Genomic DNA, 20,407 nt, shown 5'->3' on the forward strand with positions numbered 1-20,407 from the left:
TTTCGGTTTTCGGTAGCTGACGCACGAACAAGAACGCGTCAGCCCGCCGAAAACGGTAAACCGAATACCGAAAACCGCTCTAAAGCCTTCAAATCATGAAAAATAAAGCACTTTCCCTCCTTCTGATTGCCGCCGGGACGTTACTAACTTCCGCTTGCAAGGACTTTCTGGAGTACCAGCCCCAGGGCACACTTTCGTCTGACAATATCAAGAGTGCCTCGAATGCCGATGCACTTGTCACGGCGGCCTATGCATCCATTGGCAACGGCGAAATGATCGGCCCCATCGCCAGCATGTGGGTCTACGGCAGCATCCGGTCCGACGATGCCTACAAAGGCGGTGGTGGGGTGGCCGATCTGGAAGACCTCAACTTCTACGAGCAGCACAATCTGACGCAGCCCCAGCAGGGGGGCGGTTTGTATCACCCGTACACCTGGGAAAATTACTACAAGGCCATTTCCCGTGCCAACGTGGCCCTGCGTTCGATCACGGCCCTAACCGATGCGAGTTTTCCGGAGCGGAAAACCCGGCTGGCGGAGTTGCGGTTTTTGCGGGGACACGCCCATTTCATGCTGAAAATGCTGTTCAAGAACATTCCGTACATCGATGAAACGCTGTCGAACGAGCAGATTCTGACCGTTTCGAACCGGGCGATGACCAATGATCAGTTGTGGGACAAAATTGCGGCGGATTTTCAGGCTGCGGTGGACAATCTGCCCGAAAAACAGACGCAGGTGGGCCGGGCCAACAAACTGTCGGCGGCTGCGTATCTGGCCAAACTGCGGTTGTATCAGGCTTACGAACAGGACGATAACAACAAGGTGACGAGCATCAATAAAACCAAGTTGCAGGAAGTGGTGAAGCTGACCGATCTGGTGATCAACTCGGGCAAATACAACCTGCAACCCGATTTTGCGGAGAACTTCCTCCCGGAATTCGACAACGGCGTCGAGTCGGTTTTTGCGGTTCAGTATTCGATCAACGACGGAACGACGGTGGGTCGGCTCAACTTCGAAACCGGCCTAAACTATCCCCACGGCGCTCCGCAATACGGCTGCTGCGGTTTTCACCAGCCCAGCCAGAACCTCGCCAACGCCTTCGGGACCGATGCCAACGGATTGCCCAAACTGGACACGTTCAACGATGCGGTCATCGATTTCAAAACCGCCACCGTCGACCCGCGCGTGGACCACACCATCGGCATCGACGGACACCCTTACAAATACAATCCGGCCATTCTCTTCAGCAACAGTTGGGTGCGCGATCCGGGCGTCTACGGTTTTTTTCAGAGCATGAAAGAACAACAGGCCGCGACCAGTTCGACCTATAAAAAACAGGGGCCGTTTATCGGTACCTCAAAAAACATCGACATCATCCGGTATGCCGACGTGTTGCTCTGGCAGGCCGAAGCCTACATCGAACTGGGGCAACCGGCACTGGCCTTACCGCTGATCAACAAGATCCGGGCGCGGGCAGCCGCCAGCACCGGGCGCACCAAAAAGGCGGATGGCACCAACCCGTCCAACTACCTGATCAAACCGTATGAGGCCACGAACTGGACACAGGCCTACGCCCGGAAAGCCCTGCAGTTTGAACGGCGGCTGGAGTTTGCCACCGAAAGTCCGCGCTTCTTCGACCTCGTTCGCTGGGGCATTGCCGAACCGACGCTGAATGCCTACATTGCCAAGGAGAAAACCCGGCGGTCGTTTCTGAGCGGAGCCAAATTTACGGCGGGGCGCGACGAATACCTGCCGATTCCGCAGCGCGAAATCAATTTTACGAAGGGTCTGTATCAGCAGAACCCCGGATTTTAACCGAGTGCTATACCTATGTGAAAGGTGGATGACGGCCGGGATGCGGTTTTGCTTCGGCAACCCCTTCCGGCCCCATCTGCCGCCCGATGCATCCTATTTTGTACATTGACAAATCCTATCCGTATGCATAACTTGCTCGCTTTCGTTGGTATGTTGCTCCTGAGCAACTCCTTTTCCTTTAGCCAGATGAATCAACCCGTCGTTGCGGCAAGTCCGGAACCCCATCGCCCGCAGTTTCATTTTTCGCCCAAAGCGCACTGGATGAACGATCCCAACGGAATGGTCTATTTCAACGGGACGTATCACCTGTTTTTTCAGTATTACCCCGACGGCACCACCTGGGGGCCGATGCACTGGGGGCACGCGACCAGCAAGGATCTGGTCCGGTGGCAGGAACAGCCGATTGCACTTTTCCCGGATAGTCTGGGGTATATCTTTTCGGGCAGTGCGGTGGTCGATGTGAACAATACGACCGGTTTTGGCAAAAACGGGCAGACGCCCCTGGTCGCCATTTTTACGCACCACAACCCGGTTCTGGAAAAACAGAAGACGGGAAAACACGAATACCAGAGCCTGGCCTACAGCCTCGACGAAGGCAAAACCTGGACCAAATACGCCGGAAACCCGGTGTTGCCCAACCCCGGCATTACCGATTTTCGTGACCCGAAAGTGCGCTGGTATGAACCGCAGAAGAAGTGGATCATGACGCTGGCGACCAAAGACCGAATCACGTTTTATTCCTCCCCTGACCTGAAAAACTGGACCCGGGAAAGCGAGTTTGGCAGCACCGTCGGGGCGCACGGCGGGGTCTGGGAATGTCCGGACCTGTTCCCGCTGACCCACAACGGCAAAACCGTCTGGACGTTGCTGGTGAGCATCAACCCCGGCGGCCCCAATGGCGGCTCGGCAACCCAGTATTTCGTGGGTGATTTCGACGGAAAAACCTTCAAACCGTATTCGACCGAAACGAAGTGGCTGGATTACGGAACCGATAATTACGCCGGGGTGACGTTTGCCAACACCGGCAATCGGGTGGTTCTCATGGGTTGGATGAGCAACTGGCAGTATGCCAACGTCGTGCCGACCACTGCCTGGCGCAGTGCCACCACCGTGCCCCGTGAACTGGGTCTGAAAGAAGTGAACAAGCAATTCTTTCTGACGTCGGTACCGGTAAACGAACTCGGCGCCCTGAATCAGGAAACCGTGTTGGTCAACAACCTGACGGTGAAAGACCGGTATGAGCTGACGGCCAAAACCCGGAATGAGTCGGGCCTGTTCCGGCTGGAACTCACCACCGAAACTGCCGGCGATTTTGCCATTGTGCTGGCCAATGAACAGGGGAATGAGGTGGTGATCGGGTATGATAAAACCGCGAATGCGTACTACATCGACCGGAGCAAAGCGGGAAAAACCGGTTTTGAGAAAGGCTTTGGCAAGCGGCATACGGCCCCACGTTTGTCGGTCGATCCGCAACTTTCGCTCACGCTGCTGGTCGATGTGGCTTCGGTCGAGCTGTTTGCCGACGGCGGACTGACCGTGATGACGGACATCTTTTTCCCGGATACAGACCTCACCAAACTCGTTATCAAATCGGCATCGGGAATCGTCATTCCGACCCTGGAATACACGAAGCTGACGTCTTCGGTGAACTAGAAACGTTGCAAAGGTATACGTTACGCCAACTGCTGGCGAATGGTCGGGAGGTGCAGCTTGTTCGGATCAGTCCGGAGCCGTAGTTCGGTGTATTCATACGCTTCTTCAAACAAATCCTGAAGCTCGTGGACGTACTGGAGATACCGGCGGGTTTGCACACACAGCCAGCAATTCATGCCCGGAATGAGTCGGGAATCTTCAAAAATCCAGGAGTTGGCAGAAGGGTCCGGCCAGTAGCCAAAAGCGATGAGCCAGGGTTTGGTGAGCTTGATGGGCTGGGGACGATTGGGCGGCTGAAGTTCTTTCAGAAGCGTTTCGGTCAACAGGACGGGCTCATTGTGAATGAGGTAATAGCGATTCGGTTTGGGACGGTGGAGCATCCTTCAGAGATAACGTGAGGTTTTACTAAAATACGTAGAAAAGCAGAATACAAGTAACTTGTATTAATAAATCGTTACATAAGTTTAGCAACCGGTACAAAACCGCTTAAAATAAGCGGTTTTGTAGCTTATAACAGCAACGAATCGACCCGGTGGGCGTGTACCATCCCGTAGGTTTCCGACCAGGTAAAAATCGTAAAACGACCGTCCTGCGAAGCCACCAGCGCCACCGCATCCCGTTGGTCGAACACAAACTGAGCTGCCGACAGGTGCCGGGTTCCGCCCGTCTGCGTGGGTTGTACCTTCGCGGGTTTGTTGCCAATAACCGGTTCGGTCATGATGATCTGCTCCACCCGGTCGGTGGTTTCAGAACGGCCTATTTTGGCACCAAATCCCAGCACTTCGTAGCGATCGTTGATGATGGTCGCGCCATCGACCGAGGTCAGACCGGCAATGGCCTCGACGGCCAGATTCACCGCTCCCCGCCATACGTTCTGACTGGCCGCGTCTGATTCCTGCTGCAACAGATCGGCCAGCCGCGAAAATACCGGCACCACCGGATACAAAATGGGCTGAAGAATGGAACTTCGCCAGGCCTGACTGGCCGACGGAACCACCAGCAGCGAACCACCCCGGCCGTGCGCCCGCATGGAAACCGCCAGCTGCACCAGAATGTTCATCGAATCGTTCCAGAACGACGGCAGCGTAAATCCCAGCATGGAGGTGACGACAAACGGGCAGTCGGGCGTTCGGGCGGTGCCTTCGTCCACGATTTTAATCTGATCGCCTTTCAGAATGGCGACGTTGACAAACTTGCCAAAACCGTCCATTCGCCGGTGTTTGATGACGAGCAGACCGGGTTCGATCACTTCCAGCACGAGGCAGTTGCCCGGAATTTCGCGGGTAGTGCCCCAGATGTACAATTCTTCGTTTTCGTGCCAGACGCCCAGATGAATGCCGGGGCGCTCGACGGCGGGGGCCAGTTTGGTCAGAACGGCGGGGGTAAACCGCAGGCGGTACCCAAAAATCAGGGGTTCTCCTGCTTGCTCGGGGGGCAAAAAGGCCAGCGTCACTTTGGGCGATACGCCTTCTTCGTGCCGCAGGCTGGCCCAGAAAGCCGTATCGATCATGGCTTCAATTTCCGGCGCATAAGGCTGATGCCCGGTGTCCTCCCCGCCATTGCGGGTTGCCGTTGCAAAGTGATGGGCAAAATAGGTTTCTATGGTTCCGGATACCAGCCGGGCCGCCTGATAAGTTGATTCAGCGTACATCGTCTAAAGAAAGCAATACTGCACTGAAAAGATTCGAAAGCTACCTTTTAGTTCCCGTTTTGAAACTACCCGGGCCGGAACCTTGGCTCATCGTCCAGTTCTTCCCGAATTCAGCGATAAAAAAAGCCTGAACGTACGATTGGAAGGGTCCCAGGCGCTAATAATTCAGCTACCTTTGGTTATTTTCAGCGTATATTACGTTTATAAGCGACGAAAATTGCCTGTGAATACAGATCTAGGAACGGGCGGGGACGCCCAGGACAGCACGACCGAAGGAATGGCGCGGGCGGAAGAGCGTTTTCGGAACCTCATCGCTCAGGCTCCGGTAGCCATCAGCATTCTGAATGGGAAAAATCTGGTGATTGAAACGGTCAACGATGCCATGCTGGAGTTGTGGGGAAAAGAGGCTTCCATCCTTAATCGTCCCCTGTCCGACGCCCTGCCCGAAATTCAGGATCAGGGATTTATCGAATTGTTAAAAAACGTCTACGCCACAGGCGTTCCTCACTATGGTTTTGAGAGGCTGGCGCATTTGCACCGCAACGGGCAACTGGAAGAAGCTTATTTCAATTTTGCGTATGCCCCGATGCGGGAAGATGGGAAGCGTATCAACGCCGTCATGGTGCTGGCGACCGAGGTAACGCCCCAGGTGAAGGCAAAACTCGCGCTGAAAGAAAGCGAACAGCGGTTTCGCAACCTGATCGAAGAAGCACCAGCGGCCATGAGCCTGTTTGTCGGCCCGGATATGATCGTCGAACTGCCCAACGAAGCGATGCTGAAGTTTTGGGGAAAAGGAGATACGGTTATCGGAAAACCACTCCGGGAAGCCCTTCCTGAGCTGGTAGGGCAACCGTTCCTGGATATTCTGGATGAGGTTTACCGAACCGGCGTTGAATTTTCGTCGCAGGAGTCCGAAGCCCGGTTGGTGGTGGACGGCAAACCCGGCATCTACTATTTCAATTTTACGTATAAACCGCTGCGCAATGCCGACGGCGAGGTGTATGCCATCCTGGACGTTGCCATTGACGTAACCGAGCAGGTGCTAGCCCGCCGGAACGTGGAAGCGAGTGAATTGCGGTTTCGCACCCTCATGGAGGCCATTTCCCCCATGACCTGGACGAACACGCCCGCCGGTGAAGTTAATTTTTACAACCAGCAATGGTACACCTATACCGGGCTGGATTATGAGCAGACCAAAGCCTGGGGCTGGCGGGCGGTGGTGCATCCCGACGACCTGCCCTACACCCTGGAAACTTATTTGAAAGCGCTGAAAAGCGGGGAGGTGTTTGTGGTCGAAAACCGCTACCGGCGGGGTTCCGATGGCATGTACCGCTGGCATCTGAACCGGGCGCTGCCCATTCGGGACGAAACCGGAGCCATTACGCTCTGGGTAGGAACGGCCACCGACATTCACGAACAGAAACGAATCGAAGCCGAACTGGAAAGTCAGGTTCAGGCGCGGACGCGGGAACTGAAAGAATCGAACCAGGATTTACGCCGTTCGAACGAAAACCTGACGCGGTTTGCCTACGTGGCGTCCCACGATTTGCAGGAACCACTGCGCAAAATTCAGTCGTTTGGCAGTCTCCTGCAAACACAGTATGCCGGAGGCCTGGGCGACAATGGCCTGGATCTGATCAACCGCATGCAATCCTCGGCGGGGCGTATGTCGGAGTTAATCAAGGACTTGCTGGCGTATTCCCGGATTTCAACCCGCCAACAGACTTTTGACCCGGTTTCCTTGACCCACATTCTGACGAAGGTATTGGAAACGCTGGAATGGCAGATTCAGCAGGCCGGGGCCGCCATTCGGAGCGATGCTTTACCGACAATCAACGGTGATGAATCTCAATTGGGGCAGCTCTTTCAGAACCTGTTGTCCAACGCCATCAAGTTCAGGCGACCGGATTCCGCGCCCGCCGTTCAGATCAGCTACGCGAAACGGTCCGCTTCCGATTTGCCCCCCGCAGTACGAACCACCCGGCAAGTCAGCCATTACCACCAAATCAGCGTCACCGACAACGGGATTGGCTTCGACGAAAAACACGCCGACCGGATTTTTGAAGTCTTTCAACGGTTACACGGAAAATCGGCCTACAGCGGTACGGGCGTGGGTCTGGCGATCTGCCAAAAAGTAGTCGAAAACCACGGTGGAGCCATCACTGCCCACAGCCAGCCCGGGCAGGGCAGCACGTTCCGGGTTTATCTGCCGGTGTGAGTGATTCGTGCTAAAATAAATGATTAGCAGTGCGGTATGAGTCGTATCGCAATCCCATTCGTTTTGGCAGATGCCGATTTGGTTACCTTGAAGCAGGTAGTCAGTATCGGGTCAAAATAGTCTCATCCTACAAACTGATGCCAGATCAGAAATACCCCTACTCCATAAAAACGCTTTTCCCATCCCTAAATCTCGAAAGACCGATGTTTAGGGATGGGAAAAGCTTGTTCGGCTTGGGAAATTACTGCTGACCCTGGTTGAGTTGGGTTACATTGTAGGTATAAATGTCCTTCATGGTGAGGCCTTGGTTGGTAGTCCGATTGCTTTCTACAATCTGATTGTCCTCGTTCAGGATATACCCATATGACCAATCAAAACCGATCGTATTCGTCGGGATAAAGCGGGTCTGATAGCGTCGGGGAAGATGCGTCCGTAGCTTCCCAAAAATGGGTTGAAACTCATCGATGTAAGGCAGATTCCAGGGGTTGAGCGGTAGGTTATCCGCCACTAAACCTGTCCAAAGTTGGCCACCAGGACCCGTCGATTGCAAATTGCCCGCGTAGGGGCCGACTTTGTCGTAAGAAAAAGTTGTCTCAAAGTCCTGCTCACTAACGGTCTTAATCAGGTCACCTTCCGCATTATAGGTCAAAACAACCTTATCATTGCCATTTTCTTTGATGGCTATCAATTTGCCTGCCCCGTTGTAGTGATAAGTCAGCACCGGCTCATAGCTGCCAGGCTGTCCGTCCATGCTGAAATTGAGGTATTTGGCCTCGTAACACCGACCACTGCCATCCAACTTATAAGTCCATACGGATTGTTTCTGAAAAATACCGCTGTTGTTTTTTTTAGAAATTGTTGCCGTAATGGTTTTGTTGTCGTACGTATAATCGAAGCGTTGGGAGGAACCCCGCAGCACGGTCGCTACCTTGCCTCCTTCCCGCGGATATTGAAAGATGATTTGGTGGGCATTTCCCTGCGAGTCCGACCCGTCTATTTTTTTTACCTGATACTGCTTGCGCATCTGGCCCTGGCTGTCGGTCATTACCGATTCACGGTCGGTTGGTTTGGCCGCTGGTGTCAGGGGATCTATTACCTGGTTTTTGTCACAGGAGGTTAAGCCTGTTGCTACACTTAGACTAACTAAAACAATAGCACACGATTTCACTAACTGGTTCATTGTAGTTGTTTTTGTTGTGTTTGATTGATTGAACACAACAAAGGTATAGCTGCTCACATCGCCTGACTACGCCCAATCAACAGCAGGTAGCCATGCGTGAATAGTTAGCAGAAAGGAGCCGCTATGATCCATTTAGATTTGCCAGCACCGGGAAACATCCAGTTCCCGGCAGCGAACCTCCCAGGCTGGATCGATAATATTGGGAATACCTATCTGGGGTCTACAGATTTAAGTTCCGGGATAGTTTCTGGTTTTTTCAACTTTGAAGATGGACCAACGCCAGAATCATTGTGAAAACGTTCAATTTTTAAAACCAACATTTTCGCCAGTGAGGGAGTTGAAGCTTCAGTACTTATTTTTTTAGAGCACTCCCGTACAATGCAAATCCGACTTTATCAGTATTGGCAATCCCTACAGGAGTCGCTCTGGTTCGTTCCAACGCTCATGGTGTTGGCCTCCTTTGGAATGGCCTACGGATTGATCACCTTCGACGCTGAAACGTCCTTTGATGGCGCCAAGCGATTTCCGCTCTTATTCGGTGCAGGGGCCGAAGGCTCCCGGAGCATGTTAACGGCCATTGCCGGATCCATGTTAACGGTCGCTGCCCTGGTTTTTTCCTTGACCCTCTCGACCATTACCCAGGTAAGTAGCCAATATTCGCCCAGAGTGCTGCGCAATTTCATGCGCGACCGCAGCAATCAGGTTGTTATGGGTTATTTTGTTGGCGTATTCGCTTACTGTCTCATCGTACTCGGAACCATTCGCGGCACCGAAGAACAAAAGTTTGTACCGTCAACAGCGGTTTTGATGGGATTGCTCCTGGCGTTGGGGGGCGTGGCCGCCCTCATTTTTTTTATTCATCACATCGCCGAATCCCTGCAGACAGGTACGATTGTGGAACACATCAGCCACGAAACGCTCAAGGTAATCGATGAGTTATTTCCCGGTGAATCTGAAAAACCGGTTGAAACAGCCTCTGGGGATGATGCTCGCTGGCGCCGTGTCGAGACCCAGTCCGGCTGGCAACCGGTTTTATCCACAAAGGCGGGCTACATTCAGCACATCGACCTGGATGAAGTTCTTCGCTGGGCGATCGACCACCGGGCCTTACTGCGTGTAGAGCAGACCATTGGCTCTTTTGTGGGCGAAAAAGCACTGCTTTTCAGTGTACGTTTCAACGGCGAAAAGCCCGGCATCTTCGATTCCAATCATCTTCATAAACTATTGGATCAAATAGCGATCGGTCGTCATCGAAACATCGAACAGGATGTCACTTTCGGAATTCAACAATTGGTGGATATTGCCCTAAAAGCACTTTCTCCCGGGATTAACGATACGACGACCGCAATTATGGCGATAGACTACGCAGGTGCCATTATGGAGCGACTGGCATCCCGAAATTTTCCTGCGCCGTTTCGCACCGATAACGGGCAACTTCGTATCCTGATCCGGCCCGTTGGCTTTGATCATTACCTCCGGCAAACCTTCGATCTGATCCGGATCAATGCCAAAGGAAATCACGCGGTAATCCGGCGTTTGATGCGTGCGCTGTCTTTAGTCGGTAGCCAGTGCCTGGACGATGATCGGAAGACCCTCATTCGCGAACAGGCCCGCCTTCTGTTGCAATATGCGGAGCAGACGTTGACAACCCCCTATGAAAAGCGGCAAGTGCAGGCTTTGTATCATGAAATGGCGAGTTCCTGGTCAAACTGATCCTATTTGCTCATGCGTTACGCAAATCACAACTTGCCCTCTTTGATTCAGTCTTCGACTCGAATTGAATTCGACGGTTGCCCTAAGCTTTATTTATGTCTTTTGAAGTTCTTTCTGGTAACCGATAAAACCAAAAGGGCTATTTTAAAGACATTGGCTAGTCGGCCAACCTGCTCTACCGCTGGCGCACAGACCTATCCTGATCGCGAATCAAACAGAGGGCCACAAATCTGCTGGACAAATTCCTGCCAGGCGGTGTAGTCCGTCGGTTTGACCCAGCACCAGGAAACATCCAGTTCGCGGCAGCGAACCTCCCAGGTGGGGTCGATTTCGGAACTCATCCACGCAAACGGAACGGTCTTTAGTGCGGGTCTTGACCGGAGTAATTCCGTCAGTTCCAGTCCGTCCATCCGGGGCAGGTGGTAGTCGATCAAAATCAGACTGGGAACCGTCACGGCACTGTCCAGGTAGGTCAACAGGCTGGCTGCATCGCTAAACGGATTGAGCTGGCAGGTACCGCCAATCTGCAACATGGCTTTTTGCATCAGCCACAAGTCATCTTCATCGTCGTCAACTACCAATACAAGTGGCTTCATAAAGATCTGTTAACGGGCAGACGCCTGTACAACAGGGGCGTTGTCGTACTTTTCCCAGGACCGAGAAAACTCGTTTTTTTCTAAACTCGTTTCCGGCTGATTTGTTCGACACAGTATGAAGGGTGGTACTCCGGGCGGTTTTTGAAGGATCGGTTGTTTTCATCCAGCCCTTCAATAGCATCTCCTCTATTGCGCAACCGTCGCGCCATTCGTTTTCAGTACCTTGTGAAAAAACAAAAGGTGATAGGGCAACGAGTTTTCCCAATAGTCCCAGGTATGCCCGCCGGGATGTTCGGTGTAGTCGTGGGGAGTCTGGTTGTAGACCAGCCGCCGGTGTAACTCCCGGTTGGGCTCGATCAGAAAATCATCTACCCCGCAGTCAATGATCAGCTTCAGCCCGTTGGCTTTCATTTTATCGGCCATAAAGACCACCGAATGATCGGCATACGGATCGGGCGTCTTGCCCAACGGACCGAGAATCCGCTCAAACCGGGGCGCAATCTGTTTGGCAAATTCGGGTGTAATCCGCCAGTGCGTCGGGTTCAGATCCAGCGCCCCGCTCATGCTCCCGGCGGCACAGTACAGATCGGGGTGGCGCGTCGCCAGGTACAACGCCCCGTGGCCACCCATGCTCAGGCCCGTAATGACACGCCCTTTTCGATCCCGAATCGTGCGGTACGTTTGGTCGATTTTTGCCAGCACTTCTTTCGTGAGGTAGGTTTCAAACTGGCTGTCTTTCTGAAACGGACTGTCCAGGTACCCGCTCAGGTTTTGCCCTCCGGGGTTACGATGATCAGGTTGTACTGGTCAGCCAGGTTGTGCAGCAGCATTTTGTCGGGCGTACTCGACAGCCAGTCGCTGAACCGCCCGCCCCCGCCGTGGAGCAGGTACAAAACCGGGTAAGCGGCTTTGCTTTTGGCATAGGAATTCGGCAGAACCACAGCCGCGCGCAGGGTTTTCTGCATCACCGCACTGGGTATGTCCAGCGAATCGACTTTGGCACCAACCGAAACGGCACCAGTCAGCAACAGAGCGAAAAAGAGAAGGTAACGAAATGGATTCATGGACGGTTTTAGTCAAAAGTTGAGCAAATCAGAAAGCCATTAGCGGAAAAGTAGCGGCACATATTCGTTGAGATACTGCCGCCAGTTGGTCCAGGTGTGCCCCCCCGCCGTTTCCTTGTACTGGTACTTGATCTGATGTTTATCGAGCAGCGCCATCGTTTTTTTATTGGCATCCATCACAAAATCGTCTTTGCCAATTTCAATCCAGAACAGCTTCTTGTTTTTGTTAAAACCGGGATCATTCAGCGCACGGGCATATTTGGTTTCGGCTTCGTCGATGGTGGCACCGAAAAACCCGGAGCTGAATACGCCCACATAATTGAACAGTTCGGGGCGGGTCAGCGTCACATCCAACGTTTGAAAACCGCCCATTGACAGCCCGGCAATGGCCCGGTTTTCGCGATTCGGCTGCGTCCTATAAGTTTTCTCCACGTAGGGCATGATTTCTTTCAGCAGTTCATCGGCAAACAACGCCCGCATCTGCTGCATCGCAGCCGGATTGGGCATTCCCGATGACGGCGGCAGCGGCATGCTGCCGTTGGGCATCACCACAATCATGGGTTTGGCCTGCCCGGCCGCCAGCAGGTTGTCGAGAATGAACCCCGCACGACCGACTGTCGGCCAGCCGGAATCGTCATCTCCCCCGCCGTGGAGCAAATAAAAAACCGGGTATTTCGTCGTTCCTTTTTCGTAGCCCGGTGGCGTATACACATGCATCCGGCGCGCCATACCCAGTGTGCTGGACTGATACCAAACCTGCCGCAATTCGCCGTGGGGCACCGGGCGGTTATCCTGAAAAACCGTCTCCGCTCCCGGCAACGCCATCACATTCTCCAGACTGCTCATCCCCTGCTTGATCACCGGATTTTTGGGATCCATCGTCCGAACGCCATCGACCGTCAGCGTATACGTGTAGTAATCGGGTTTCAGGGGGCCAACCGTCACCGACCAGACGCCATTCGCATCTTTCGTGAGATTCAGCGGTTTCATGACCGTCATAAAGTCGCCCACCACCGTCACCTCGCTGGCTTTGGGTGCGTAAAGCTGAATCGCAACCCGGTTGTCGGTCAGCACTTTGGGCGATTTGAGCGTATCATTGGGTGTAGGTTGCCGCGGGGGTGTTTGCGCCAGGGTCTGAAAACCCAAAAGGAGGGCCGTGATCAGCAACCCACAGGAGGTAAGCATACGATTCATAGAAATTTTGGCTAAAGGTTGGTGTGCCAGTGGCGGCTTTCACCAAAAATAGGGAAAGGTTTCATATTGTAAAAAATACAGAAAGGTTTTTTTGAAGTATTAGGAGATCAAGTAGTACATTTTTTCACCTGCGGTTCTTCTCCCTGCCCGCATCGATCCGTCAATTATCCGCTTTTCGACCCTGCTTATTCACCCAACACCGCCCGGTATCGCTTCCGGCTGGACTTGGCGGTATTCGCAACCGTATTTTTGACCGGAAATAACAAATACACTACGATGAAATTGATCCTCTTTACCTTGTTGCTTGCCGGTATGATGACCGCAGAACCCGCCAAGGCCGATTGTCCACCCGTGGTGGCCGACGGCAAAATCCACGGCATTTTACCCGTTTTCAATCAAAAAGTGGCCTATACCGAGGTGGTCGATTGCGGCAGTGTGTCGCAGATCGACCTGTTCCGACGCGCCCGGTTGTGGGCGGCAAAATCGTTCCGGTCGGCCGGTGAAACCTTCAATGTGAGTGACAAGGAAACCGGTGATCTGGTTGGGAAAGCCGTTCAGGTGGTCACCCTGCCACGTTCCGAAACTTCCACCGGCGGTGTTTATTCCTTCCGTTACACCTTCGTAATCGAATGCGCCAACCGCAAATACCGGGCAACGATCACGCAGGTTGAACTCCTCGAAGGCGGTATGGATTCAAAGTCTGTTCCGGTTGAAGTCTATTGCCAGAAGAATGACAAGGATGTACGGGCGATGTATACAGAACTCGACAAACACCTCAAAAGTGTGCTGGCGTCGCTTCAGGACGAGGTGAAAAATTACAAAGCGTTTTGATTCATGAACCGCACCGTCTCCTATTTTGCCGGTCCCGAACTGGTCTGGGTTCTGATGCTGGCCTTTACCGCCTTGCTGGCGGCTCGCAACCCGGGTACGGACGCCGGCAATGAGCAATTGCTGAGTTTTGGCTGGTTTTTGCCGCTCCTTGGCGTGTGTTTGTCGTTTGTTCCCCTGTTCTGGGCTCCCGGCAGCCCGTGGTGGTGGCTGCTCCGGATTGTCCTGGGCGGTTGCGTCGGCATTGTGATTTTGGTTACGATTCTTTGCGAAGCGGTCGATTACCACGACAGTCGCAATTCGGGCGTTGGCACCGGCTACATCGTCTTCATCAGCCTGGGCTATCTGGCGTTGTTCGCCAGTGCCGCTGTAGCCATTTTGTTCTTTCTTACGAAGTGGAATTTTCTGCCGGTGCTGAAATGGGGATTGATTGTCCTTGGCTGTTTAACGGCTTTTTTCAGCCTGATTTTCTGGATTGCCTCCTTCGGAAAAAATGCCGCTTCCTGAGCATAGGACTTATGTCTGATAATTCTGATGCACTTGCTTTTTGCCCCGTTCCCCTAAAGGGGACTTGGACACGGCACTACCCGGATCAAAAAGTCCCCTTTAAGGGAACGGGGCAAAAAGCGAAAGTCCTGAGCAATTCCTTCCATTTTTCCCATAAAAAACGCCCGGAAGGCGAACCTTACCGGGCGTTTTCAAGAAAGGCTGACACGTCTAAAACCGTCAGCGCTCTGTGTTACGATACGTTTTTCGAGTTGGGTTAATTCAATCAGGCCGTCACCAGACGGTTATTCCCATCGGGAAAAACGACCACTGGCTTGTACGATTTAGCGTCATCGGCGGCCAGCATGGTGTAAGACAGAATAATGATGATGTCGCCGATCTGCGCCTTGCGGGCGGCTGCACCGTTGAGGCAGATGATGCCCGTGCCGCGTTCTCCTTTGATCACATAGGTGATCAGACGTTCCCCGTTGTTGTTGTTCACAATGTGAACCTGCTCATGCTCAAGCATGCCTGCCGCATCCATCAGATCTTCGTCGATGGTAATGCTACCAACGTAGTTCAGTTCGGCCTGCGTCACCCGGGCTCGATGAATTTTGGACTTCATTAGAGTTAGAAACATAGCTATATGGTTAGATGGATAAGATGCAATTCAAAGACACTACCTGCTGGCCGGAGTTTCTGTTGACAGCGTTTGATTCAAAACACAACCGGGTGCCGGTTTAGCATTGATCCAGCACATTCTGCAGAATCCGGGCAAACTCCTTGTCGTTGGGAGGTGTGAACAGATTCATGTGATCGCCGGGAACCTCATGGATTTTGATGCCTTTGAGCGCAAACGGTTTCCAGCCCAGAAATTCGAAGTCTTTCTTGTAAGCAATTTGCTTGGTGGCCCGGAAAAGCGTGATCGTCACGTCCTGAGGAGCCAGGCGGTAGTTGCGGGCGGCAATCCGGTTTGTTTCATTGACTTTGTAATAATTGCCATGAAACACTTTCAGGTAATCTTCCTTGTACCGAATCCGGCGGTACCACTGATTGACTCTGCGTTTCAGCGATTCGGCTTTTTCTTTGATCGTTTCGCGGGGGTATTTTCGCAGCAGCGTAAAAATATACAGCCGCTCCTTCAGCAAGGTGGTCGAATCGGTCCACACCCGTTTTAACCACGGATCGTAGAAGTTCGATTGATCGGCATACGAATCGAACATCGCCAGCAATTTTACCTCTCTGCCCCGCTCCTTCAATTGCCTGCTCATTTCGTAGGCAATGATACCGCCGAAGGAGTAACCCGCCAGCGCATACGGACCGTCCGGATTTTTGGCCATGATCGCGTCGATGTAGTAAGCCGCAATGGCTTCGATGCTGTCCAGCGGTTCGTCTTCGCTGTTGATCCCTTTCGCCTGAAGTCCGTAAACCGGCTGATCCGGGTGCATGTTGATGGCCAGGGTGTTGAACAACAACACGTGCAAACCGGCTCCGTGGACGATGTACAATGGCGTTTTGGTTCCCTGCGGTTTGATGGGCACCAGCGAATCCCAGCTCACCGACCGGCCGTTCATGTGCAGGGTCGAAGCCAGTTTTTCGACGGTCGGGTATTCGAACAACAGCGACAGCGGCAGTCGTTTGCCGGTTTTTTTCTCCAGCCGGGTCATCACCTGCACGGCAATCAGCGAGTGTCCTCCCAGTTCGAAAAAGTTGTCGAGTACGCTTATTTTCTCCAGCCGTAAACACTCCATCCAGATGTCGGCCACCAGCTTTTCGACGTCGGTCCGCGGGGCCATAAAGTTGCTGCGGTTTTCGACATCGTCCAGCATCGGATCGGGCAACGCCTTCCGGTCTATTTTGCCGTTGGGCGTCAGGGGCATCCGGGCCAGCACCACAAAGGTGTTCGGAACCATGTAGTCGGGCAGGTGCTGCCGGATTTGCTCTTTCCACCCCTGAAGCTGCTCCTGCGGAACCACCAGATTGTGTTTGAAAGGGTTGCGGGAGACGTCCGTCAGCGACACGTTTTCGACCGGAATGGACGCAGGCCGGGCCGGAATCCGGTTCGGCTGATCGTTCGGGATAAAAACAACGTCCAGCCGGTTATCGGAGCCATCACCCGCCCAGCGGACGTGTGTGGTAAACCGGTGTTTTTGACCAATCGACCACAACGCAGCGGGGTCGACGCTGACCGGGATGGTGGACAATTTTTGTTTGGCCTCCACCAGCAGGGTATCATCGCTTAAACCGTCGATGTCCTGAATCAGCGTATAATCTTCAGCCGTGCGGCTGTTGAAAACATGACGGAGTTGCACAACCGATCCGGGATGGGTCGAAAGGCTCTGTTCAAGGGTCTCCAAGGCGTAGTTGGGGTTCCAGTCGATGACGGCATCGGCTTCGGCCACTTCGGGCGGATTGCCGACGTACAGCCAGATGTCGTAGTGGTGCTTCGTGGTTTCGTTCAGGAATTTCCCTTCGCGAAGCTGAATATCGACCGCCGAAATGGCGGGAATGACTTGCGGCAGAACGTAAAAATAAGCCGGGTCAGCCATGAGCTCATCCTCGATGAACAGCCGCCGGTCGATGATCTTTTTGAAGTCCGCGACGGTATTTTCGGCCGACGAACGGGGAAATTGATCGAAGGTGTGGTGCATCCGCAGGGTTCCTTTGCCCTGCATGTCTCCAATAAAAATACAACCGCCCGGTGCCACTTTTTTAACAGCTTCCTCAATCACCCGTTGTAAATACTGGGTATCCGGAAAGTACTGGGCCACACTGTGAATCAGCACCAGATCGAGCGAAGCATCCGGAACTGCACTGAAATCGTCGGCATTGCCAACGGCGGTTTTCACATTCCGCCACTTGGCCGCATCCAGTGCCAGCTTCTCCCGCAAATTTTCGATGGCCGTCGCCGAATAGTCCGTTCCGATGTAGAGCGTCGATGCGGGCGCCAGTTCAAAAAGCAACTGTCCGGCCCCGCAACCCACTTCCATAATCCGTTTCGGACCCAACGCTCTGATGCGTCGGATCGATTGCTGCACCCAGTCGTCAATTTCTTCCTTAACGTCTTTTTTACCGCTCAACTGCTCGGCAATGGCCAGTTCAAGCACCTGCTCCGACGAGTTCTGCTCCTTTTCGTGTTCGACCCCGACGTTGTAAATCATGTCCCAGCGTTCCTGCCAACTGGGGGCTTTGTCGTTTGTCGGAACCGACTCCGGCACGACGTAGGCCACCAACACCTGATCGCCCGAGCGGGTCTCGTGGGCGATCACCGCCGTTTGCTTCACCTCGGCGATGGTGCCGATGACGTTCTCGATTTCGCCGAGTTCAATCCGGTGTCCCCGGATTTTCACCTGATGGTCGATCCGGCCCAGGCACTGGATTTCGCCGTTTTCCAGAAATTTTCCCAGATCGCCGGTGCGGTACATCGTGCCGCCGGCCGATTTGTCAAACGGATTTTTCAAAAACCGTTCAGTAGTCAACTCCGGCCGGTTCATATACCCCCGGCCAACGCTATCACCGCCGATGACAATTTCGCCCACCGTGCCAATGGCTACCGGTTTCAAAAATTCGTCCAGAATGTAGGCCTGCATATTGCCGATGGGTCGGCCAATCGTGATGGCTTCGCCTTTCTCAATCTTCTTGACAGTGGCCCAAACCGTGGTTTCCGTTGGACCGTACACGTTCCACAATTCCGAACAGAGGGTCGTCAGTTTATCGGCCAGATCGTTCGAGAGGGCTTCTCCTCCGCAAAGTGCCTTCACGGGCAACGGGCTGTTCCAACCGGCATCGAGCAACATCCGGTAGGTCGAGGGCGTGGCCTGCACGATACTAACCCGCTCAGATCGAACCAGATCCAGCAACAACCGGCCATCGCGGGCAACGGCCAGATCCGCCAGTAGCACGGTGGCTCCCACCAGCAGGGGCAGGAAAAGCTCCAGTCCGGCAATGTCGAACGAGATGGTCGTAACGGCCAGCAGCACGTCGTCTTCGCCGATGCCGGGGGCCGTCATCATGCCCCACATGAAGTTGACCAGATTCCGGTGTTCGATCAGAACGCCCTTCGGTTTTCCCGTCGAACCGGAGGTGTAAAGCACATACGCCAGATCAGTCCCCGCAGCCCGGCCTACCGGTTCTTCCTTCGAGAGTGTTTTGGAATCCGCCAGGGCTTTTTCAATCAGCCGTTCGGGCGACTCGCTTTTCAGCCGACCCTGCTGGCTGGCCGACGTCAGTAGGAGCTTGGCCGACGAGTCGGTCAGCATGAACGAAATTCGTTCGGGCGGATAAGCCGTATCGAGCGGCAAATAAGCGGCTCCGGCTTTCAGAACGGCCAGCAATGCGATCACCATTTCCGGCGAACGGTCGACGGCTACGCCGACAATATCCCCGGTCTGAATCCCGGCCTGAATCAGGTAGTGCGCCAACTGGCTGGCGGTTTCGTTCAAGGTCCGGTAGCTGATTTCCTGCTGGTTAAACCGGATGGCGGTTTTAGTCGGGTACCGGGCTGCGGTTTGGGCAATGAGCTCGTGCAGGGGTGTGTGTTTCGGATAATGGGCCTCCGTATCATTCCACTGATCCAGTTGTTCGCTTAGTCTGTTTTCCGAAGCAAATGGAATCTCCCCGATCACCACAGAAGGGTTTGCGACAACCGTTTTTAACAGATTGGTGAAATCATCCATCATTCGGCCCATCGTTTCCGCGCTAAAAAGCTGCGTGTTATACGCACATTCCAGCGTCAGGGCCTTCTCGGAACCGGTAGCATTAAAAAACACTTCGAAGTTTTCGTAGGCTTTGGGATGGTTGATCAATTCGTGCGTCAGGCCCTGAAAATGAACGCCGTCATTCATTCCCATATCGATGTTAAAAACGATGGGAACCAGCGGGATCCGCGACGCATCGCGCGGAATGTTCAGTTTTCTGACCAGATCGCTGAAGGTGAGCCGCTGGTGTTCGTAGGCATCAAAAACCGACCGGCGGCACGTCTTCAAAAATTCGGCAAAGGTGCTTTGCGGTTCCAGATGGCTGCGCAGCGGCAGCAGGTTGACACAGTTGCCCACCAGCCGGTTGTTTCCCGTCACCGATTGCCCGGCAGACGGTAACCCGACGACAATGTCTTCCTGACCGGATAGCCGGTGCAGCAGCACTTCAAAAGCTGCCAGCAGGGTCGTTACGAAGCTGCACCCGGCTTTCAATCCCATTTTTTTGATGGCCAGCACCAGTTCACTGTCCATCGGGTAGTCCAGCCGCCCGCTTTCAAACGTACGGGTTGCGGGGCGCGAAAAATCGGTGGGAAGGTCGAAAACCGGTACGTTCTCTTTGTAGGTATTGATCCAGAAATTCTCAATGCGCTGGTATTCTGCACTCTGCGAAAAGGCGGCTTGTTCGATGGCGTATTGCGCAAACGAAGGAGCATCCGGTAGCGTAACGGGCATTCCCAGTGCGTAAGCCGAGTAAAGGGCGCTCAGATCCAGCAGCATTGCTCCCATCGACCAGCCATCCCGCGCACTGTGGTGAGCGGTCAAAATCAGGCGGTGTTCGTCGTCGGCTAGTTTGAATAAAGCCGTTTTAAACAGCGGACCATGAAGCAGATCGAAGACGTATAAAGTCTCTTTCTGAATGTAATTATCCACCAGGATCTGTTTTTCCCCGGCCGTCTTCGTCGAAATATCCAGGTAGGCTACCGGGATCGCCAGTTCTTTATAAATGCACAAATATTCCCCATCCCCGCTAAAAACCATCCGCAGCGCTTCGTGCCGATCAACCAGCGTCTGGATCGCCCGCTCCATGGCAGCCCGGTCGAAAACGCCTTTCAACACGACCGAAGTCAGCATGTTGTAGGCGCGGGTGGCGTTGTCACCACCCAGCAGACAGGCCGTCCAGATTTCTTTCTGAGGCTCCGTGCTGGGGGCTACACGCGCAATTTCCGGTCCGGCAAACGGATTAAAGTCAACAGGAGTTGTCATGGTCAGGTTAGGTATACTCTCAGTCATCGCACAGGCTGGTTTATCGTACC

Annotated in this window: 13 protein-coding genes and 1 pseudogene; 6 read left to right on the plus strand and 8 right to left on the minus strand. The window is 53.7% G+C overall.

Going from position 1 to position 20,407, the window contains the following annotated elements:
- Nucleotides 1–95: 95 nt before the first annotated feature.
- On the plus strand, nt 96–1,814 hold the full coding sequence (locus F0P93_RS12365; protein ID WP_150876734.1) for a RagB/SusD family nutrient uptake outer membrane protein: 1,719 nt from the start codon (nt 96–98) through the stop codon (nt 1,812–1,814).
- Nucleotides 1,815–1,937: 123 nt separating this feature from the next.
- Complete coding sequence (locus F0P93_RS12370) at nt 1,938–3,467, plus strand: glycoside hydrolase family 32 protein (RefSeq protein ID WP_150876735.1); 1,530 nt, start codon at nt 1,938–1,940, stop codon at nt 3,465–3,467.
- 20 nt (nt 3,468–3,487) lie between these two features.
- Here F0P93_RS12370 and F0P93_RS12375 read toward each other — a convergent pair whose 3' ends face one another.
- Both F0P93_RS12375 and F0P93_RS12380 read right to left on the minus strand, forming a co-directional pair.
- Nucleotides 3,488–3,847 (minus strand): hypothetical protein, encoded by a 360-nt coding sequence (locus tag F0P93_RS12375; protein ID WP_150876736.1) that lies wholly within the window; start codon nt 3,845–3,847, stop codon nt 3,488–3,490.
- 128 nt (nt 3,848–3,975) lie between these two features.
- Nucleotides 3,976–5,118, minus strand: a complete 1,143-nt coding sequence (locus F0P93_RS12380) for a putative sensor domain DACNV-containing protein (RefSeq protein WP_150876737.1) — start codon at nt 5,116–5,118, stop codon at nt 3,976–3,978.
- Between the two features lie 223 nt (nt 5,119–5,341).
- Between F0P93_RS12380 and F0P93_RS12385 the strand changes: the two genes are divergently transcribed.
- Nucleotides 5,342–7,336, plus strand: a complete 1,995-nt coding sequence (locus tag F0P93_RS12385) for a PAS domain-containing protein (RefSeq protein WP_150876738.1) — start codon at nt 5,342–5,344, stop codon at nt 7,334–7,336.
- Between the two features lie 241 nt (nt 7,337–7,577).
- On the opposite strand, the gene F0P93_RS12390 is transcribed toward F0P93_RS12385, so the two are convergent.
- On the minus strand, nt 7,578–8,516 hold the full coding sequence (locus tag F0P93_RS12390; protein WP_150876739.1) for a DUF4595 domain-containing protein: 939 nt from the start codon (nt 8,514–8,516) through the stop codon (nt 7,578–7,580).
- Between the two features lie 378 nt (nt 8,517–8,894).
- Here F0P93_RS12390 and F0P93_RS12395 point away from each other — a divergent pair, with 378 nt between their 5' ends.
- The gene (locus F0P93_RS12395) at nt 8,895–10,229 is read left to right on the plus strand and encodes a DUF2254 domain-containing protein (RefSeq protein ID WP_150876740.1); all 1,335 of its coding nucleotides are present in this window, start codon (nt 8,895–8,897) and stop codon (nt 10,227–10,229) included.
- Nucleotides 10,230–10,423: 194 nt separating this feature from the next.
- Here F0P93_RS12395 and F0P93_RS12400 read toward each other — a convergent pair whose 3' ends face one another.
- The 3 genes and pseudogenes from F0P93_RS12400 to F0P93_RS12410 all read right to left on the minus strand — a co-directional run bounded on the left by F0P93_RS12400 (nt 10,424) and on the right by F0P93_RS12410 (nt 13,083).
- Entirely contained in the window at nt 10,424–10,825 is a 402-nt protein-coding gene (locus F0P93_RS12400; RefSeq protein ID WP_150876741.1) for a response regulator, read from the minus strand.
- Between the two features lie 186 nt (nt 10,826–11,011).
- A pseudogene (locus tag F0P93_RS12405) lies at nt 11,012–11,889 on the minus strand (alpha/beta hydrolase).
- Nucleotides 11,890–11,928: 39 nt separating this feature from the next.
- Nucleotides 11,929–13,083, minus strand: coding sequence for an esterase (locus tag F0P93_RS12410; RefSeq protein ID WP_150876742.1), 1,155 nt, complete (start codon nt 13,081–13,083; stop codon nt 11,929–11,931).
- A 276-nt stretch (nt 13,084–13,359) separates the two neighbouring features.
- On the opposite strand from F0P93_RS12410, the gene F0P93_RS12415 reads away from it, so the two are divergent.
- A complete protein-coding gene (locus F0P93_RS12415; RefSeq protein WP_150876743.1) occupies nt 13,360–13,914 on the plus strand; it encodes a DUF4468 domain-containing protein in 555 nt (184 codons plus the stop codon).
- 3 nt (nt 13,915–13,917) lie between these two features.
- A complete protein-coding gene (locus F0P93_RS12420) occupies nt 13,918–14,418 on the plus strand; it encodes a hypothetical protein (protein ID WP_150876744.1) in 501 nt (166 codons plus the stop codon).
- 265 nt (nt 14,419–14,683) lie between these two features.
- Here F0P93_RS12420 and panD read toward each other — a convergent pair whose 3' ends face one another.
- Together panD and F0P93_RS12430 are read right to left on the minus strand one after the other, a co-directional pair.
- Entirely contained in the window at nt 14,684–15,037 is a 354-nt protein-coding gene (gene panD, locus F0P93_RS12425; protein WP_150876745.1) for an aspartate 1-decarboxylase, read from the minus strand.
- Between the two features lie 100 nt (nt 15,038–15,137).
- Nucleotides 15,138–20,357: a non-ribosomal peptide synthetase gene (locus F0P93_RS12430; RefSeq protein ID WP_191908796.1), complete on the minus strand. Its 5,220-nt coding sequence runs from the start codon at nt 20,355–20,357 to the stop codon at nt 15,138–15,140.
- Between the last annotated feature and the right edge of the window lie 50 nt (nt 20,358–20,407).

The sequence above is a fragment of the Larkinella humicola genome, from assembly GCF_008727875.1.
In the GTDB taxonomy this organism is placed as follows: Bacteria; Bacteroidota; Bacteroidia; order Cytophagales; family Spirosomataceae; genus Larkinella; species Larkinella humicola.

What these genes read in the sequence shown, in the direction of transcription:
- F0P93_RS12410 (WP_150876742.1), bottom strand. Translation starts at nt 13,083, where the DNA reads ATGAATCGTATGCTTACCTCCTGTGGGTTGCTGATCACGGCCCTCCTT.
- F0P93_RS12375 (WP_150876736.1), bottom strand. Translation starts at nt 3,847, where the DNA reads ATGCTCCACCGTCCCAAACCGAATCGCTATTACCTCATTCACAATGAG.
- F0P93_RS12395 (WP_150876740.1), top strand. Translation starts at nt 8,895, where the DNA reads ATGCAAATCCGACTTTATCAGTATTGGCAATCCCTACAGGAGTCGCTC.
- F0P93_RS12415 (WP_150876743.1), top strand. Translation starts at nt 13,360, where the DNA reads ATGAAATTGATCCTCTTTACCTTGTTGCTTGCCGGTATGATGACCGCA.
- panD (WP_150876745.1), bottom strand. Translation starts at nt 15,037, where the DNA reads ATGTTTCTAACTCTAATGAAGTCCAAAATTCATCGAGCCCGGGTGACG.
- F0P93_RS12430 (WP_191908796.1), bottom strand. Translation starts at nt 20,357, where the DNA reads ATGACAACTCCTGTTGACTTTAATCCGTTTGCCGGACCGGAAATTGCG.
- F0P93_RS12400 (WP_150876741.1), bottom strand. Translation starts at nt 10,825, where the DNA reads ATGAAGCCACTTGTATTGGTAGTTGACGACGATGAAGATGACTTGTGG.
- F0P93_RS12390 (WP_150876739.1), bottom strand. Translation starts at nt 8,516, where the DNA reads ATGAACCAGTTAGTGAAATCGTGTGCTATTGTTTTAGTTAGTCTAAGT.
- F0P93_RS12420 (WP_150876744.1), top strand. Translation starts at nt 13,918, where the DNA reads ATGAACCGCACCGTCTCCTATTTTGCCGGTCCCGAACTGGTCTGGGTT.
- F0P93_RS12380 (WP_150876737.1), bottom strand. Translation starts at nt 5,118, where the DNA reads ATGTACGCTGAATCAACTTATCAGGCGGCCCGGCTGGTATCCGGAACC.
- F0P93_RS12365 (WP_150876734.1), top strand. Translation starts at nt 96, where the DNA reads ATGAAAAATAAAGCACTTTCCCTCCTTCTGATTGCCGCCGGGACGTTA.
- F0P93_RS12370 (WP_150876735.1), top strand. Translation starts at nt 1,938, where the DNA reads ATGCATAACTTGCTCGCTTTCGTTGGTATGTTGCTCCTGAGCAACTCC.